The sequence below is a fragment of the Clostridia bacterium genome (assembly GCA_017405765.1).
Lineage (GTDB): Bacteria > Bacillota > Clostridia > Oscillospirales > RGIG577 > RGIG577.
Map to the genome: position 1 here is coordinate 1 of JAFQZS010000016.1, position 18,427 is coordinate 18,427.

The window sequence follows — 18,427 nt, forward strand, 5'->3', positions numbered from 1 at the left end:
CATCCTGAGCCTCCCCCTTGTCATCCTGAGCGAAGCGAAGGATCTTTCTGCAATAAGATTCTTCGTCGCTTCGCTCCTCAGAATGACACGGGGGGAAGCCCCCCGCGAAGCAGGGCGCTTATTTGGAACTGCGTTCTATAACTCCTATTCAATTATCCTTTTTCTTGCTTTCAAAGCAAGGAAAGCAAAATTTAAGAGGAGTCTTAGAACCTTGGTTTTAAAAATTTGTCCCTGCTTTCAATGAACAAAACAGCATAATATACATTTTATGAATATTTTTGATGTTTATGGTGTAAATAGTATTTATATAGAGTTATGTTAATATATTGCTACATTGAAAACATATCAATTTATACAAATTTAGACCCGGTAAAAATATTTTTTGTGCATATTGACAGCAGACCGAATATACAGTAATATAATAATAGGAACAACAATAATAATGCAATCAGTAATAATATAAGCAATAAGAGCTCATACAATAATAATTAAAAGGGTATTTTTTGATCGGTGTGAAGTGAGAATTTTGATTTTTCAAAGCTCATTTGATCGTTTTTCCCTGTATGACAGATAAAGGTCCATTTTGCATGATATTTTAAGCCGATTCGTATTAGTAACAGAGATAATAAAAGCGCACAATTTTGATCGTGTCTAATAGGAATTGCAGAAAATAGTATGCTTTTTGGACTTTAAAATTTTTTTAACGGAGGAATGGCTTATGTATTATGACCCCAAACTGTTTGAGTATCTTGTTCCGATAATGGAAGGCGCAGGATACATCTCCCTTGTAGGAGAAAGGATCAAGAAGTTGGGCGCGACGAAAGTAATCATCGTGCACGACAAAAACTTAAAGGAGATCGGCATCGTTGACAAGGTAACGAATTCTCTCGACGCTGCAGGCATCAAGTGGGTAAGCTTCGACAAGGTGCTTCCCAACCCGCACGATCAGCTCTGTGAAGAGGGCAGCGCGCTCGCTCACAAAGAGAACATCGACGGTATCATCGCTATAGGCGGCGGCAGCGCGATAGACACGGCGAAGGGTATTGACCTGCTTACGAACAACCCGCCTCCGTTAAGCCAGTATTTCGGCCAGATAACGGGACGCGCAGGCGACATTCAGCCCAAACCCGGTCTTCCATTTATCGCTATCCCCACCACCTCCGGTACCGGCAGTGAAATGACCGGTATGGGCACCATCACCATGGACGGCGGCAAGGGCGAGAAGCGCGCTATATGGCCGAAGCTTTCGCATGACAAGCGTCTTGCTCTTATCGACCCCGAGATCCTTACGGGTATGCCCTACGGTCTTACCGTTTCCACCGGTATGGACGCAATGGCGCACGCAATGGAAGCAATGACGAACCTTATCCAGGGCCCCATGGGCGACACCTTCGCAATGGAAGCGATAAGGACCATCGTTAAGTGGCTCCCCGTTGCAGCCAAGGAACCGACCAACATAAAGGCGCGCGCAAAGATGGCTCACGCAGCCGCTCTCGCAGGCGTTGCATTCACGAACTGCGGTCTGCACATCGGCCACAGCGCAGCCGAGATCATCGGCGCAGTATTCCATCAGGTGCCTCACGGCAACTGCTGCGCGGCAGTTTTGCCCGCTACCGTAGAGTTTGCCGCTAAAGACAAGCCCGAAAAGATAAGAATGATGGCAGAAGCTATGGGTATCGACATTCCCGACAGCGCATCCGACGAAGAAGCGGGCCATATCGTAGGCGACGCTATAAGAGCTCTCAATACGAGCCTCGGCGTTAAGAGAGTGGCTGATTTCGGCGTTACCCGCGAAGAGCTCGTTACGGATGAAATAGCAGAGCGCATCCGCACGAATCCGTCGAGCAAGACTTGTCCTCATCCGCCCACTATAGAAGAGATCAAGGCCCTTTTGGAGGATTCTCTGAGATAAAAACGTTCGCGTTTTTATAAATTTTTTATTTGTTATTTAAAGGAAGGAGTATTTTAATGGCAGAAACCAAAAAGCTGGGCAGTGACAAATCACCGCGCCATTGGCTGATACTCGTAGTATGCTGTGCCGCTTCTCTTTGCGGCGTAGGACTTGCAAGTAACACCTACGGCGTTTTCCTGCCCTTCATCGTTCAGGATACCGGCTGGGCTACGTCCCAGGTATCCATATTCATGACCGTGTCGGCATGGTCTACTATGGCGTTCTATTTTGTAGGCGCTAAGGTGCTTTCAAGGTTCAATACCAAGGTCGTTACCGTTATCGGCGGCTTAGGCGTTTGCATCGGTCTTTTCCTTTTAAGCACTGTTACCCAGGTTTGGCATCTTTACCTCTGCACGTTCCTTATCGGTACGTCGCTTGCATTCTGTGCGCTCAATATAATCCCGCTTCTTATCAACAACTGGTTTATAAAGCACAGAAACCTCGTTATGGGTATATCCTACGTATTCACCTCCGTTGCGGGCGCAATATTCAACCCCCTGTTCGCAAGCCTCTCCGTTGCACACGGCTGGCGCTACACCTACCGCATCGCGGCATGCATCGGTCTTATCTACGTTGTGCTTGCGCTCTTATTCGTTGCCGGCAAGCCCAGCGACGTTGGACTTAGACCTTACGGCATCAGCGAATCCGAGGAAATGAAGGACGTAAAGGACCAGGTGGAGATAAAGGAATTCCCCGGCATCCCCGCAAAATACGCGTTCAAGACGGCTACCTTCTGGTTTATACTTCTCTTCGTTGTTACGAACTCGTTCTGCACGGGCTTCAATCAGCACTGGGTAAACCTCGGCGTTACCAGCGGCTTCGACCCCGTTACGGCAGCTACGCTTACCACCATCGGTATGATCTCGTCCTCTATCTTTAAGATCGTTGAGGGCAGAATGAGCGACAGTAAGTTCGGTATAATGAAGACGGCTATCGTTTGCTCGATAGTTCCGCTTATCTCTATGATACTCCTCATCATTGCAGGTACCGCAAGCTACGGCGTTGTTGCAGTTGCATGCTTCCTCTTCGGCGTAGGTATCGCAATGACTCAGCTTATGCCTCCGCAGCTCGTTCGTGATATGTACGGTATGCGCTCCTACTCGACGCTTTATCCTATAGCGTTCATGGCAATGAGCCTTGGTACCGGCTTTACCTACACGCTGCACGGCGTATTCATTCAGGCTGCAGGTTCGTATATGGGTTCGTTCATATTCAACTCCTGCTGCTACGTAGTAGGCATAATCGTTCTCACCATCGGCTTCAAAATGTCCAAGGCTGCTAAAGCTAAGTATTGGAGAGAAGTCGGCGAAGCCATCTGATTTTTTGGAAAAACATAGCAGGTAAACCTCCTGTATTTAAGAATAATTCCCCGAGGAAAGGTCTCCGAATATATTTCGGAGGCCTTTTTCTATGGGCTGCAGGTGTGCGTATACGCCTCTCGCGCTGTCGCCCTCCTCTGGGTGACCTACAGGGAGAGGCGTCCTGCCGTGTGGGGTGGCACGCCTCGCGGGGGGCTTCCCCCACTGTCATTGTCGAGGAGCGAAGCGACGAAGAATCTTATTGCTGTAAGATCCTTCGCTTCGCTCAGGATGACAAGGGGGAGGCTCAGGATGACAAGGGGGAGGCTCAGGATGACAAATGGGGAGGCTCAGGATGACAAGGGGGAGGCTCAGGATGACAAGGGGGGCACCTGCTTGTTTAATGCCGCCTATAACCAGCGGGCGCCAAAGACTTGGAGCGGCTCGGCCGCGGAACACCAGTGGGGAAGGAAGCTTCTAGAATGCGCCCTCATGGCGAAAAGACTCCAAGCTATAAAGCAAATTGCGCTTATCGCCAGTAGATGGCGAGACATAAGTTATATTTGAGTAACGCCGAGCGGCTGGCGCCGCCGATAGGCGGTGTTAGAGCGAGGAAGCGGAGAGACGGAGAGGCGGCAGTCTCTCGGGACTTTTGGTACGCCGGGGTCCCCTAAAAATACGCGAAGCGGATTTTTTGGGGTGGTCTGAGGTTACAAAAGTACGCCCCCCGGCAGGGGGATCAGGAGTATTAGAACCTTGGTTCTAAAAATTCCGCTTGCTTGCAAAGCAAGAGAAGTAAATTGAAAAAGCGTTGTAGAACGCAGTTCTAATGAAACTCCGCGCCTCGCGGTGGAGGCTTTTGGAGTAGGCTTTGGAACGCAGTCCCAAAAAAATTCGTCTTGCTTACAAAGAAAAAACGTTTCAAAAGCGGCGCTTTTGCAGATAATATCTCCTGCGCGCATGTAAACCAACGGTCGGTTGTATCACAAAAAACCAAGTGATATCATAAATACGTAAAGAGGTGATATTTTTGAGACAGCCTACTTTGGGATCGGTGATACGCTCCTTAAGAAAGCAGCACGGTCTCACTCAGGCCGCGCTGGCCGGACGGCTGAACGTTACGGACAAAGCCGTTTCAAAATGGGAGAGAGGCCTTTCATATCCCGATATAGCGCTTTTCCCGAAGCTTGCCGACATTTTCGGAGTGACCGTTGAGGATCTCATGGAGGAATATATCGACGGCGAGAAGCCGTCGAGGCTCATTCGTATTTTAGAGATGTCGCACGACGTGCTGACGCCGCTTCATATTATTATAGGGTGCGCGAATATGGCTGTGCTGTACCATGAAGATGAATCGCGTCTTATACGGTATCTTGAGAACATACGCATTTCGGGAGAGTATCTGAAAAAGGCTATCTACTGTCTTATGGCTGTGGCAGATCCGAAGAAGTGCGAAGGCGACGCGGCCAAGAGCGCCTTTTTAAGTGACGCCGTTAAAAGCGGCGGGTTTTCTAAAAAGCCCGAAGGCGCATTGGATCTTGGTGAAAAGAGGATACTCGTAGCCGAGGACATGGAGATAAACCGCGAGATAGCCCATGAGCTTTTAAAAGAGACGGGCGCAAAGACGGATTTCGCCTTTGACGGAAAGGAGTGCGCTCAAAAGATAAAAGAAGCGCCTAAAGGTCATTACGACCTTATCCTTATGGATATAAAGATGCCGGTTATGGACGGCATAGAGGCGACGAAAGAGATACGCGCGATGGCGGACGCCGACAAGGCCGGCATACCGATAATCGCGATGACGGCCAACGTGAGCATAAAAGACAGAAACGCCGCGTTTGCCGCAGGCATGAACGGCTTTATAAAAAAGCCCGTCGATTCGGCGGAGCTGTTTTCAGAGATAGGGAGGCTCATATAAACAAAAAAGCAAAAGCGGAAAGCCAAGTTTTTTTAGGCTTTCCGCTCTTTTTCGTTTTAGCTTTGAGGCGCCTGACTTAATTTGTTATAATACTTCGTAAGGAAAAAATTATAAAACCTGTCGTATTCTTTGCCGAATTTTTCTCTCAGGTGCACGGAGAAGGCGTGCGGATCGATGCTGCTTGCAAAGTCGTCTTCGTTTTGCATCGCGCTGATGGCGATATTGGAGCAGTGGTCGGCTATACGCTCGAGGTTGTTTATTATCTCAAGAAACGACACGCCCGTCTCAACGGAGCATATCCCGTCGGAGAGACGCTGTATATGACCCTGCCTCAGCGCTTCGGTGAGCATATCTATTATTTCCTCGAGCGGCTCTACCTGTATCGCGTAAGAAAACAGCTCGTCGCGCTTTTTAAAGCTTTGGTACGCAAGATTAAGTATATCCTCTACGGCGCCGAACATTATGCCCAGCTCGTGGCGCGCGGCGGGGGAATACGTTATCTTTTCGTCCATTATATCTACGGCGATCTCCGAAAGGTTCACGGCGTGGTCGCCGAGACGCTCTATGTCGTTTACCATTTTAAGATATACGGATACAGATTTGCTTTCGGTTTCGCTTAGTTCCTGGTCGGCTATTTTTACGAGGTATTTCGAGACCTCGAATTCCATTTTGTCTATGATCTCCTCGTCTTCGACGATCTTTTTTACTTTATCCCTGTTTTTATCCGTTATCGCCTCGCGCGCGCGGGAGATGTTTTTTATCGCCATCGAAAACATAGTATCAACAGCGCTCTCTACCTGAGACAGCGCCGCCGCGGGCATATATAAGAGACGGTCGTCGAATTTTGTTTTTACGGCGGCTTCGTCCTCGCCCGACTTTATCGTCATATTTGCAAGCTTTACAAGAAGGTTTGCAAACGGTATGAATACTATCGTGCAGGTTATGTTGAATATGGAGTGGAAATTTGCTATATCCTGCGCGTTTACGGTGTCGGTCCAGAATTTGAAGCCGACGAACGACTGAAAGGCGTATATGGCCGCCATGAATATCACGGTGCCTATTACGTTGAAGTAAAGGTGGATAAGCGCGGTGCGGCGCGCGTTTTTATTAGCGCCCACGCTTGAAAGTATCGCCGTTATACAGGTGCCGATGTTTTGGCCGAGGATTATCGGCACGGCAGTTGAAAACGTTATGAGCCCCGTTGAGGCGAAGGCCTGAAGAATGCCGACGGAGGCGCTGGAGCTTTGGATCACAGCCGTGAGCGCCGCACCTATGAGCACGCCTATCACAGGATTTGAGAACATTAGGAAGATGCGGGAAAACTCCGGCATGTCGGCAAGCACGGAGACCGACGCTTCCATAGTCTGCATACCTACGAAAAGGATGCCGAAGCCTATGAGCACCTCTCCTAGCTCTACGGAGCGCACGCGCTTTGCAAGCATATAAAGGCAGATGCCGATGACGATGGCTATCGGCGCTAAGGTGGTGGGCTTGAATATCTGTAAAACGAGGCTGTCGGCGCTTACGGCGTTAAGGCCGATGAGCTGCGCCGTTATCGTTGTGCCGATATTTGCGCCTAAGATCACGCCGACGGCCTGAGTAAGCTTCATTATGCCGGCGTTTACGAAGCCTACGACCATGACGGTCGCAACGGACGAGCTTTGTATTATGGCGGCTACGGCAGCGCCGCAGAGCACGCCTTTTATGCGGTTGCTCGTGAATTTTTCGATAATGGCGGAAAGCTTGTTGCCCGCTATTTTCTCAAGCGCGTTGCCCATGAGCATCATGCCGAAAATGAACAGACCCAAGCCGCCCAAAAATGAAATGATCCTGAAAACGTCCATAAAAGCCCCCTTTATCATGACCTGTACCTTGCTTATTTTTTCCTCAAACTGAGAATAAAACGGGTATTAAAAAACGCTATCAAAAAATATTGTTATATGTTTTTTGCTAAAAGTCAATACATTCTTGATAATTTGTTGAATATATTATATAATTTCTTCGTGTGAGGTGCAAAAAATGAAGGCAGCAATATATACGTTGGGATGCAAGGTAAATCAATACGAGAGCGCGGCGATCATGGAGCAGCTTAAAAAAAACGGCGTTGAGGCAGTTGATTTTTCAGAGGTCGCCGACGTTTATATAATAAATACATGCAGCGTTACGGCCGAGAGCGACAGAAAATCACGAAGCGTTATAAACCGCGCCGTAAAGAAAAATCCCGCGGCGCTCATCTGCGTTACGGGCTGCTATGCGCAGCTTAAGTCCCGGGCAATAGCCGCCATGCCGGGCGTAGATATAGTTACCGGCACGAAGGACAAGATGGAGCTTTCGCGCCTGATAATAGAGAGCGCCGGGAAAAAGACGAAGCTTATGGCGGTAAGCGATCCGTTCGCCGCGCGCAGGTTTGAGCCGATGAGCCTGTCAGAGGCTTACGAGCGCACGAGAATGAGCATAAAGATAGAGGACGGATGCGACAACTTCTGCTCCTACTGCGTAATACCGTATGCGAGAGGCCCCATCGTTTCAAAGCCGTTCGACGATATAAAAAGCGAGCTTTCGGCGGCGCTTGGGCGCGGATATAAGGAGATCGTGCTTACGGGCATACACATATCGTCATACGGAAAGGAGATAAAATACGAAAAGCGTCTTCTTAATGTGCTTGAAATGTGCGAAGGGCTCGAGGGCGATTTCAGGGTGAGGCTAGGTTCTCTTAATCTTTCGTGCTTCGACGACGAATTTCTCTCGGCGCTGCCGCATTTAAAGAGGCTGTGCCCGCATTTTCACATTTCGCTTCAGAGCGGCTGCGACAAAACGCTTCGCGCGATGAACAGAAAATATACGGCCGATGAATTTGCCTCGGTCCTTTCAAAGATACGCAAAGCTCTTCCCGGATCGTCTGTCACGACAGACGTTATCGTGGGCTTTCCGGGGGAGACCGAGGAGGATCTTTTAGAGTCGATAAAGTTTGTGGAGAATGAGCAGTTTTTAAAGGTCCATGTATTCCCGTTTTCCCTTCGCCCCGGCACGCGGGCGGAGAAGATGGAGGGACATATAACGCGCGCCGAAAAAGCGCGCCGCGTTTCTCTTATGAGCGAAGCGGCAAAGAGCACATCCGAGCGCTTTTTGGACGCCGAAGCAGGGAAGACGCGGACGGTCCTCATAGAAGAAAAAACGGGGGAGAACGCATACCGGGGGTATACCGAGAATTACTGCATGACGAAGGTGTACTCGGACAGGCCCGCTTTGGGAGAGCTTGTGCGCGTGAGGGTGGAAAAAAGAGAGGGCGAAACGCTGATATGCCGCGCTTTGCAGCCCCTTTGAGCGTTGACACCCGCGCCGCATTGGTGATAAAATTAAAGAAATGAGATAAAAGAAATAAATCAAAGCAATACGATAAATCTAAAAAAGGGAGAACATGTATGTCACAGTCCGTTAAATGCATTTATGTTGAAAAAAGACCAGAGTTTGCCGTTGAAGCGGGCTCCGTTTTTTCCGGGCTCAAGGAAGACCTGGGTATAAAATCGTTAAAGAGCGTGCGCGTTCTTAACCGTTACTGCGCCGAAGGCATCGACGACGAGACGTTCGAGCTTGCGAGAGGATCTATATTTTCGGAGCCGCAGGTTGACGACACTTACGACGAGCTGCCCGAAATTGCGGGAAGCCACAGCGTCGTTGCGGTCGAGTATCTGCCGGGACAGTACGACCAGCGCGCCGACTCGTGTATGCAGTGCATACAGCTTCTTACGCAGGGCGAACGCCCGATAATAACCTCGGCGAAGGTGTATGTGCTTATGGGCAGGATAAGTAAGAAGGACCTTTCGCGCATCAAGGATTATCTCATAAACCCCGTTGAGAGCCGCGAGGCGCTTCTTAAAGTGCCCGACACGCTTGTAATGAAATACGATATACCCGAAAAAGTTGCGAAGATAGACGGCTTTTGCGATGCAAACGACGATGAGCTTTTCTCTCTTATAGATAAATACGGCCTTGCGATGGACAAAGACGACATAGCCTTTTGCCGCGAGTATTTTAGGGATACCGAGCATCGCGATCCCACGATGACCGAGCTTCGCATGATAGACACATACTGGTCGGACCACTGCCGTCATACGACCTTCCTTACGAAGATAGAGGACGTGAGCATAGACGACGATTATTTAAAAGACGTATACGAAAAGTATTTAAAGCACCGTCAGTCGCTTTATATAGGAAAGCATAAGGACATAAGCCTTATGGATATCGCAACGATAGCGGCGAAGGTGTTAAAGAAGGCCGGAAAGCTTAAAAACCTCGACGAGTCGGAGGAGATAAACGCCTGCACGATAAAAATAACGGTAGACGTGGGGCGCGAGCGCCAGAAGTGGCTGCTTCTTTTTAAGAACGAGACGCACAACCATCCTACTGAGATAGAGCCGTTCGGCGGCGCGGCAACGTGCTTAGGCGGCGCGATACGCGACCCGCTTTCGGGGCGCTCGTATGTATATCAGGCGATGAGAGTAACGGGCGCGGCAGACCCGCGCGTAAGCCTTTCGGAAACGATGGAAGGAAAGCTGCCGCAAAGAAAGATAGTGCGCACGGCGGCAAACGGCTACAGCTCTTACGGCAATCAGATAGGCCTTGCCACCGGCCTCGTATCGGAGGTATATCACCCCGATTACGTTGCAAAGCGCCTTGAGATAGGCGCGGTAGTGGGCGCGGCCCCGCAGGATAACGTGCGCCGCGAAAAGCCGGAGTGCGGCGACGTAGTGATACTTCTCGGCGGACGCACGGGCAGAGACGGCTGCGGCGGAGCTACGGGCTCTTCGAAGTCGCATACTTTGGAGTCTTTGGAGGAGTGCGGCGCGGAGGTGCAGAAGGGCAATCCGCCGGAGGAGAGAAAGCTTCAGCGCCTTTTCAGAAATCCCGAGGCCTCCCGCCTTATAAAGCGGTGCAACGACTTCGGCGCGGGCGGCGTATCCGTTGCGATAGGCGAGCTTGCCGATTCTTTGGAGATAGACTTAAACCGCGTGCCCAAAAAATATGAGGGACTCGACGGTACGGAGCTTGCGATATCGGAATCTCAGGAGAGAATGGCCGTAGTAGTTGAAAAAGGCGACGCGGACAGATTTATGGCGCTTGCGGCAGAGGAGAACCTTGAGGCTACGGTAGTCGCGCGCGTGACGGACACGGGACGCCTTGTGATGAAGTGGAACGGCGACGTTACCGTAGATCTTTCGCGCGAGTTTTTAAACTCGAACGGCGCGCCGAAGACGACGCGCGTGAGCGTGCCGAAAATAGACCTTGATAAAATAGAGCTTTCATATAAGGCGGAGGGCAAGCAGTTTAGAGACAAGCTTACGAATATGCTCTCAGACCTTAACGTATGCTCTCAGCGCGGCCTTGTGGAGCGCTTTGACTCCACGATAGGCGCGGGCAGCGTAGTTATGCCTTACGGCGGCATTTTCCAGCGCTCGAAGATGCGCTATATGGCCGCAAAGATACCCGTTTTGGGCGGCAATACTAATACGGCTTCGATAATGTCTTACGGATTTAATCCGTATGTTTCAAAGGCCAGCCCCTTCCACGGCGCGGTATACGCCGTTGTGGAGTCGCTTTCGAATATCGCCGCGTCGGGCGCGCCGATAAAGGGCGCGTACCTTACGCTGCAGGAATACTTCGAGAAGTTAAGAAACGATCCCGTTCGCTGGGGCAAGCCGTTCGCCGCCGTTTTGGGCGCGCTTCACGCTCAGCTTTCCATGGGCGTTGCGGCGATAGGCGGCAAGGATTCCATGTCGGGTTCGTTTATGGATATCGACGTAGTGCCTACGCTCGTTTCGTTTGCCATAAATACGTGGAAGGCCTCGAAGCTTGTAACGAGCGAGTTCAAAAAGGAGGGCGACGCCGTATATCTCGTTTCGGCGAAGTACGACGAAAACAAGCTGCCCGATTTTGAGGATCTTAAAACGAAGTACGAGGCGATTCACAAGCTTGCCTCGAAGGGAAAGATAAAGGCTTCGTCGAGCGTGGGCTTCGGCGGCGTGGCGGAGGCCATAGCCACAATGTGCTTCGGAAATATGGCGGGCTTCGATTTTGACAAGAGCTTCCCCGACGAGCGCATCTTTGAAAGACTGTACGGAAGCATAGTGATTGAGACGGAGCCCGAGACCGTGCTTCCCGATGAGCTTGGAGCAGTGCTCATAGGCCGCGTAAACTCCTGGCGCATGATACGCCATGATATGGACTTCATACCGCTCGATATGCTGCTTTCGGCATGGGAGACTCCGCTTGAGGAAGTGTTCCCCACAAGGGTGAATGAAAATAAGAGCGAGATCGCGGAATTTATCGATCTTTGGAATTATAAGCAGGTAAAGATAGCGCCGAGAGTCGGCGCCCAGCGCCCGAAGGTAGTGATACCCGTATTTCCCGGCACGAACTGCGAATACGATACGGCCGCGCAGTTTGAAAAGGCGGGCGCCGAGGCGAAAATATTCGTTATAAAAAATCTGTCGGCGCATATGATAGAGGAGTCTGTAAAAGAGCTTTCGCGCCTTATAAAGGAGTCGCATATACTTATGCTGCCGGGCGGATTCTCCGGCGGCGACGAGCCCGACGGAAGCGGCAAATTCATTGCGACGGTTTTAAGAAATCCGCGCGTGAGCGAAGCGGTTATGGAGCTTATCGAGGCGCGAGACGGCCTTGTCCTTGGCATATGCAACGGCTTCCAGGCGCTTGTAAAGGTCGGCCTTCTGCCTTACGGCAAAATAATGCCGGCAACCGCCGATATGCCTACGCTTACGTATAACGAGATAGGCCGCCACCAGTCGCGCTACGTTTACACGCGCGTGACCGATACGAAGTCGCCGTGGCTTTACAACACGAAGGTGGGCGACGTTCACGCCATTCCCGTTTCGCACGGCGAGGGACGCTTCGTTGCAAGCGAGGAGCTTTTGGTGGAGCTTAAAAATAACGGACAGATAGCGACCCAGTATGTAAACGACGCAGGGGAGCTTACTTACAGCATCGACTTCAATCCCAACGGTTCGCTCTGGGCAATAGAGGGCATAACGAATAAGGACGGACGCATCTTCGGAAAGATGGGTCACAGCGAGCGCGTGGGCAAGAGCCTTGCACTCAATATTTTCGGCGAAAAGGACCAGAAGCTCTTTAAGTCGGGCGTAGATTATTTTAAGATATGAGAAAAAAAGACCGCGTGATCCCGGCCCGGTGCGCGGTCTTATAAAACAAAAAATAAAGGAGGAGCAGTTTTGAAAGATTATAAGGACATAAAGTATGAAATATCCGAGGGCATATTGACTGTTATGATAAGCCGCCCCGAAAGGTATAACGCATATACCGACAATCTCTGCCGCGAGCTTATCGACGCTTTTAAGGAAGGCGATAAGGACGACAGCGTGCGCGTGATAATCCTTACGGGCGACCCGAAGGGCAAGCATTTCTGCGCCGGAATGGACCTTGGCAACGCGGGAAGCACGTTCGACATAACGAAGACTCCTCTTATGGAGCACCGCGACAGCGGCGGCGAGCTTGCGCTTGCGATATACGACTGCAACAAGCCCGTTATCGCGGCGATAAACGGCTCGGCGGTCGGCGTGGGCTTTACGATGACGCTGCCGTGCGACTTTCGCATTGCGTCGAACCGCGGCAAGTACGGCGCGGTGTTCGTTCGCCGCGGCGTAGTGCCGGACGGCTGCTCAAGCTACTTTTTGCCGAGGATAGTCGGCATGAGCAACGCCATGAAGATAGCCATGACGGGCAAGGTGTGGAAGGCGGACGAGCTTGACAAGATGGGGCTTTACTACAAGGTAACGGATCCCGAGGACGTAATGAAGGAAGCGCTTGAGCTTGCGCGCGATATCGCCACAAACTGCGCTCCCGTTTCGTGCGCGATGACGCGCCGCCTCTTTTGGACGATGCAGGGCGCGCAGTCGCCTATGGACGCGCACGAGGTGGAGTCGCTGCTTTATTGGTACCTGGGCGCCGCTCCCGACGCCGCCGAGGGCGTAAATTCGTTCCTTGAGAAGCGCGATCCGAAGTATTCGATGAGCCCGACGAAGGACCTGCCGCCGTGCTATCCGTGGTGGCCCGAGCGTACATTCAGAAATAAGTAAAGAATAAAGCGGCCTGCGGATAACACTTCCGCAGGCCGCGATGCTGTATTCTATAAAAAACATTGCTTTTTCCAAAAATCAGCTGCTCCACGCGTCGCAGAGCGGTCTGTACTCCGCGCCGTCTATAAGAAACAGCTTATAATCTGCGCCGCTGCCTCCCGCGGTAAGGGTATCCGTCGTTTTGGGGGAGGACACCGTCTCGCTCCAGGTCATTTTCCCGCCGTTGTAGCGGGCGGCGATCAGCACAGCCCCCGAGGGCGCGCCCGAGACGGTATAGGTGATTTTGTTCCCGCTGACCGAGCCGTCAAGCGACATCAGCGCCGGGAAGGTGTATATCACCTCGAGCTTGCCCATGTCCACGAAGCGAACAGAATCCGGGCTTATGCCGTTTAGTGTGACTGTCGTCGATTCGGAGAATTCGGAAGCCTCCTCTGCCAGCAGATCGACGGTGACCCTGTATTGGTGTCCTTCCTGAAAACGTTCATTTTCCCGCGAAGACAGATGGCTTCCGGCAGTCACGTCGTACCAGTAAATGTCGGCGTAGTAGAGGGCGCCGACGGGCAACTCCTCAACGTAGTCCGGTTTCCGACCCGCTGCAGGCGCATCGATCGTGATTTCGGCGTCTGTGATTTTTTCAAAAGTGTCTTCTCTCGAGTATATTTTATCTACCTTTATACTGCCGCCTTCAAATTGAACTATTTTGGCCAAATCAATGGTCTCACCATTGAGCGAAATCGTCAGTTGGTTGGAAAACGCGTATCCGTCGTCAGGCATCAGCCAGATATCCACTTCATATATGTGTGCCTTCTGGAATGTACCGCTGTCAGGATCTACAAATTCGGAACTCATTGTTCGGTCGATCCACTGTATTCCGTTTTTTCCTCCGTATACATTATCGACAGTACGGTAGTGAGTGTCGCCGGAAAACACCGGTGCGTAGTCCGGCTTTGCGCCGAGCTCTGGTTTGTCCATCGTGATGGAAACGCGGGCGATCTCCTTTATCACCGGGAAGGTGCATGTTACCATGAGCTGGCCCGAGCCCGTCACGCTGACAGAATCGGGGCTCATGCCGTTTACTGTGGCTTTTGTGCTGCCGGAAAAATGACATCCTTCCTGCGCCGTCAGATAGACGGTGACCCTGTACCGACGGTCTGCCTGAAATACGCCGCTGTCTATATTTAAGTACGTCGTGCCGTCCGTCACATCGCTCCACATGATGTCATTTTTGTATATCGAGGTGCTGTACGTGTCGGAGCGGTAAAGGGCGCCGGCGGGAAACTCCGCCGTATAGTCCGGACGCTCGCCGCCCCTGGGCGCGTCGACCGTGACGGAAACGGAGTCAATGAGAGGGTCTTTCACCGAAGTGAAGGTGTACTCGATTTTGTAGATCCCGGAGGGAGTGAGCACGCCCGGATCAAGGTTTATGCCGTTCAGGATGGGATGAGTGCTGCCGTAGAACCGATAACCCTCCTCTGCCGTCAGGCATACAGTGACCGTGTAGCTGTGTCCGGCCTCGAATACGTCGCCTTTGCCCGGTATCAGAGCTTTATTTGCGGTCTCATCGAACCAGCTTACGGAGTTCAGAAAAGCCGGGTCGCTTTCCGTGCCGCTTACGGTGCAGCAATGTCCGCCGTCCGAAAACTCCGCCGTGTAGTCAGGCAAGGCGCCGACCACGGGCGTATCAAGCGTGACGTTGACCCAGGCGATCACTGTCGCCGCCATCGCCTGCATCGGCAAAAGCCCCGCTGCCATGACGAGAGCAAGGATCAAGACAAGCAGCTTATGCAGTTTGCTTTTCATATGAACACCTCTTTCTTTAGAATCGATGAGCCTTAGGAGTACTGTAAGAGTACTGTAATTATAACATTGCGGCCGGCGCATTGCAATATAACTCTTTTACGCGGCTCTGCCGCGCTGTCCGCGGGAGCCTAAGCGCACATTTGGAAATAAATAAGGAATAAAACGGCCTGCGGACATATCCGCAGGCCGCGCTCTTATTCGGGGACACGCGCATCTGTTTTTTGAGGAGATCAGCTTTTCCAGGCGTCGCAAAGCGGGCAGCCCTTCGTGCCGTCTATGAGAAACATTTTATAAACCGTGCCGCTTCCTTTCATAGTAAGTGTTCCCGTCGAGGGATCGTACACCGTCTGTACGTCCGTCATTTTCCCGCCGTCGTAGCGGGCGGCGATCAGCACGGCCCCGGAGGGCGCGTCCGTGACGGTATAGGTGATTTTGTTACCGCTGACCGAGCCGTCAAGCGACATCAGCGCCGGGAAGGTGTACTCGACCCTGAGATATTCGGTGAGATGATCGGCGGATCTGCTCGCCTGTGCGGGCTGACCGTTCACTGTGGCTTCGGTGCGGTCGGTGAATCCATAACCGTGATCCGCCGTCAGAAAGACTTCGACCCGGTACGTTTTTCCGTCCCTGAATACATCTCTGTCCGGGTTCAGCGTGATACTGCCGCCGCCTGTCGCATCATTCCAGTAAATGCCGTTTCGGGTACCGAATAGGTTGTATAAACCGCAGCGGGAGCCGCCCGGCAATACCGCCGTATAGTCCGGGGACGCGCCGGCCACGGGCGCGTCCAGTGTAACGGAAACGGAGGTGATCTCCTCTATCAACGGGAAGGTGTACTCGACCATGAGCTGGCCCGAGGCCTGCAGATGAGCCTCTGCGGGTTTTCCGTTTACCGTGGCTTCGGTGCTGTCGGAAAAACGGCAGCCCTTCTGCGCCGTCAGATAGACCGTGACCTCGTAGCGGCGTCCTGCCTGAAATACGCCGCTGTCTATACTTAAATATGTCGTGCCGCTCGTCACGTCGCTCCACATTATGTCATTTTTGTATATGCCGCTGCTGTACGTATCGGAGTAGTAAACGGCGCCCGGGGGAAACTCTGCCGTATAGTCGGGACGCTTGCCTGCGTTTGGCGCGTCCAGCTTGACGGAAACGCAGTCGATAAGGGGGTCCTTCACCGACGTGAAGGTATACGTGAGTTTGTAATATCCCAGGCTCGTCATTATGCCGTCGGCTTGTTCGCCGTTCACTATGGGATGCGTGGCTCCGGTGAGCTCATAGCCCGTCTCTGCCCACAGTTCAATAATGACCGAGTACCGGTGTCCGGCCTTGAATACATCGCCTTTGCCCGGCATCAAAGATTTATTTGCGGTCTCATCGCGCCAGTGGATGCCGTTTTGGTAATAAGCGTTGCCCGGCTGATAGTTTTTAGCGTAGTAATGCGAGCCGTCCGGAAACTCCGGCGTGTAGTCAGGCGACATCCCGGCCACGGGCACGTCCAGCATGACGGAGGCATCTTTGATTTTGTCCGCCGCCAGAGCCGTCGCAGGCAGAAGCCCCGCCAGCATGAAAAGGGCGAGGAGGAGGCCGAGAAGCTTATGCATTCTGCTTTTCATATCAACACCTCGTTTCTTTGGATTTGACGGTATTTGAATCATATAATAATTGTATCATTTCGGCTCAGGGATTGCAACATACCTTTTTTGTACGGACGCCGCGCCTTGCGGCACGGCCGTTTTAAGCCCGCGGGCAAAGATCCGCGCGCAAAAAAACGGGCAGAGCGTTTTTGCTCTGCCCGTTTGCATAGCTTTTTTTCAAAAAGGCTTATTTGTACATGAATATGCCTTCGCGGATGATCTCGGATACGGTCGGATGCGGGAATACTATCTTCTTTATAGCGTCGATGTCGAGATCGCAGGTGATCATTGCAGCCACGCCGTAGATGAACTCGGAAGCGTAGTTTGCAAGGATGTGAGCGCCTACGAGCTTGTTGGTGTCAACGTCAACGATGAGCTTGCATACGCCGGCGCCGCCCTCGTTCTCTGCAACCCAACGTCCGCTGTAAGCCATGGGAAGCTTAACGACCTTTATGTTTATACCCTTTTCCTTTGCAACTTCCTCGGTGTAGCCTACGGAACCGAGCTCGGGGTTCGTGTAGATAACGCCGGGGATCGCATTGTACTTCATTTCGTCAGCGACGCCGAGGATCGTATTAACCGCAACCTCTGCCTCTCTGTAAGCCGTGTGAGCCAGCATGGAGGTGCCGTTTACGTCGCCTACAGCGTAGATGCCGGGAACGTTGGTCTTCATCTGAGCGTCGGTAACAACTGCGCCGCGATTTAATTCAACGCCCATCTCTTCAAGGCCTAAGCCCTTCGTGTTAGCCTTGCGGCCGATGGAAAGGAGGACCTTATCGGCAGGAAGCTTCTTCGTCTCGCCGTCCTGCTCGTACTCGATACCGTCCTTGAGTATCTTTGTAACCTTTGCATTAAGATGGAACTTAACGCCCTTCTTCTCATACTCTTTCTGGAGCATCTTCGAGATCTCGTTGTCGTTCGGGCCTGCGATCTTGGGGAGCATCTCAACTACGTTTACGTTGGAGCCTACCGAATTGAAGTAGGAAGCGAGCTCCAGACCGATAACGCCGCCGCCGATAACTACGAATTCCTTCGGAACCTCTTCAAGGTCGAGTATCTCGCGGTTCGTTACTGCAAAGCCGCTCTCAACAGCTTCCTTTATGCCCTCGAAGAACGGGGGAACGAAAGCTTCGGAACCGGTAGCGATGATTATGTTCTTGCCCTCGAAGGTCTCGCCGCCTGCTTCTACCATGAAGCCGTCGTCGGTCTTGGCGCAAAGCTTGCCCTCGGCATACTTAACGGTGACCTTAGCCTGCTTCATCGTAAAGCCTACGCCGCCTACAAGAGTCTTTACGACCTTGTTCTTTCTCTTAACAACGAAAGAATGGTCGATCTTCGGATTTTCAACGGAAACGCCGTAATGCGAACCTACGCCGTTTGCATAGTCGAATATCTTTGCGGAATAAAGGAAAGTCTTGGTGGGAACGCAGCCCTCGTTTAAGCAGGTGCCGCCCAGCGCTCTCTTCTCTATAAGAAGAACGTTAAGACCTGCATGGCCAGCTCTTTCCGCTGCCAGGTAACCGCCGGGGCCGCCGCCTAAAACAATTACATCATAGATCATTTTGTGTTTCCTCCTGTAAATATTATTAAATAAAGTAAAATACACCGAAAATGTGAAGAAAAATCATTCACAATATCACAAATTTCATTTTAGCAATTTAGACGCACAGTGTCAAGAAAATAAGAAGATTTCTTGCGAAAAGGGGATAAATAGC

At 51.7% G+C, this 18,427-nt stretch carries 11 protein-coding genes; 7 read left to right on the top strand and 4 right to left on the bottom strand.

Annotated elements, in window-relative coordinates:
* The 4 genes from IJG50_03360 to IJG50_03375 form a co-directional block, all read left to right on the top strand.
* On the top strand, window positions 1–244 hold a 244-nt coding region (locus IJG50_03360), incomplete at its 5' end, for a hypothetical protein (protein ID MBQ3378885.1).
* A gap of 474 nt (window positions 245–718) precedes the next feature.
* Window positions 719–1,912, top strand: coding sequence for an iron-containing alcohol dehydrogenase (locus IJG50_03365; GenBank protein MBQ3378886.1), 1,194 nt, complete (start codon window positions 719–721; stop codon window positions 1,910–1,912).
* A gap of 56 nt (window positions 1,913–1,968) precedes the next feature.
* The gene (locus tag IJG50_03370; protein ID MBQ3378887.1) at window positions 1,969–3,270 is read left to right on the top strand and encodes an MFS transporter; all 1,302 of its coding nucleotides are present in this window, start codon (window positions 1,969–1,971) and stop codon (window positions 3,268–3,270) included.
* A gap of 1,009 nt (window positions 3,271–4,279) precedes the next feature.
* A complete protein-coding gene (locus IJG50_03375) occupies window positions 4,280–5,167 on the top strand; it encodes a response regulator (GenBank protein ID MBQ3378888.1) in 888 nt (295 codons plus the stop codon).
* Window positions 5,168–5,223: 56 nt separating this feature from the next.
* On the opposite strand, the gene IJG50_03380 is transcribed toward IJG50_03375, so the two are convergent.
* Window positions 5,224–7,011 carry a Na/Pi cotransporter family protein gene (locus IJG50_03380; protein MBQ3378889.1) on the bottom strand — a complete coding sequence of 596 codons (1,788 nt, stop codon included), beginning with the start codon at window positions 7,009–7,011 and terminating at the stop codon, window positions 5,224–5,226.
* A gap of 175 nt (window positions 7,012–7,186) precedes the next feature.
* Here IJG50_03380 and mtaB point away from each other — a divergent pair, with 175 nt between their 5' ends.
* The 3 genes from mtaB (at window position 7,187) to IJG50_03395 (ending at window position 13,278) form a co-directional block, all read left to right on the top strand.
* Window positions 7,187–8,491: a tRNA (N(6)-L-threonylcarbamoyladenosine(37)-C(2))-methylthiotransferase MtaB gene (gene mtaB, locus IJG50_03385; protein ID MBQ3378890.1), complete on the top strand. Its 1,305-nt coding sequence runs from the start codon at window positions 7,187–7,189 to the stop codon at window positions 8,489–8,491.
* A 98-nt stretch (window positions 8,492–8,589) separates the two neighbouring features.
* Window positions 8,590–12,345, top strand: a complete 3,756-nt coding sequence (locus tag IJG50_03390) for a phosphoribosylformylglycinamidine synthase (GenBank protein ID MBQ3378891.1) — start codon at window positions 8,590–8,592, stop codon at window positions 12,343–12,345.
* A 69-nt stretch (window positions 12,346–12,414) separates the two neighbouring features.
* Window positions 12,415–13,278, top strand: coding sequence for an enoyl-CoA hydratase/isomerase family protein (locus tag IJG50_03395; protein MBQ3378892.1), 864 nt, complete (start codon window positions 12,415–12,417; stop codon window positions 13,276–13,278).
* Window positions 13,279–13,356: 78 nt separating this feature from the next.
* Here IJG50_03395 and IJG50_03400 read toward each other — a convergent pair whose 3' ends face one another.
* The 3 genes from IJG50_03400 to lpdA all read right to left on the bottom strand — a co-directional run bounded on the left by IJG50_03400 (window position 13,357) and on the right by lpdA (window position 18,273).
* On the bottom strand, window positions 13,357–15,078 hold the full coding sequence (locus IJG50_03400; protein ID MBQ3378893.1) for a hypothetical protein: 1,722 nt from the start codon (window positions 15,076–15,078) through the stop codon (window positions 13,357–13,359).
* 230 nt (window positions 15,079–15,308) lie between these two features.
* The gene (locus IJG50_03405) at window positions 15,309–16,691 is read right to left on the bottom strand and encodes a hypothetical protein (protein MBQ3378894.1); all 1,383 of its coding nucleotides are present in this window, start codon (window positions 16,689–16,691) and stop codon (window positions 15,309–15,311) included.
* A 208-nt stretch (window positions 16,692–16,899) separates the two neighbouring features.
* Window positions 16,900–18,273: a dihydrolipoyl dehydrogenase gene (gene lpdA / locus IJG50_03410; protein MBQ3378895.1), complete on the bottom strand. Its 1,374-nt coding sequence runs from the start codon at window positions 18,271–18,273 to the stop codon at window positions 16,900–16,902.
* Window positions 18,274–18,427: the final 154 nt, after the last annotated feature.

Excerpts from the sequence above, each read along its gene's own strand:
- IJG50_03365 (MBQ3378886.1), top strand. The coding sequence starts at position 719 with ATGTATTATGACCCCAAACTGTTTGAGTATCTTGTTCCGATAATGGAA.
- IJG50_03370 (MBQ3378887.1), top strand. The coding sequence starts at position 1,969 with ATGGCAGAAACCAAAAAGCTGGGCAGTGACAAATCACCGCGCCATTGG.
- IJG50_03380 (MBQ3378889.1), bottom strand. The coding sequence starts at position 7,011 with ATGGACGTTTTCAGGATCATTTCATTTTTGGGCGGCTTGGGTCTGTTC.
- mtaB (MBQ3378890.1), top strand. The coding sequence starts at position 7,187 with ATGAAGGCAGCAATATATACGTTGGGATGCAAGGTAAATCAATACGAG.
- IJG50_03390 (MBQ3378891.1), top strand. The coding sequence starts at position 8,590 with ATGTCACAGTCCGTTAAATGCATTTATGTTGAAAAAAGACCAGAGTTT.
- IJG50_03400 (MBQ3378893.1), bottom strand. The coding sequence starts at position 15,078 with ATGAAAAGCAAACTGCATAAGCTGCTTGTCTTGATCCTTGCTCTCGTC.
- IJG50_03405 (MBQ3378894.1), bottom strand. The coding sequence starts at position 16,691 with ATGAAAAGCAGAATGCATAAGCTTCTCGGCCTCCTCCTCGCCCTTTTC.
- lpdA (MBQ3378895.1), bottom strand. The coding sequence starts at position 18,273 with ATGATCTATGATGTAATTGTTTTAGGCGGCGGCCCCGGCGGTTACCTG.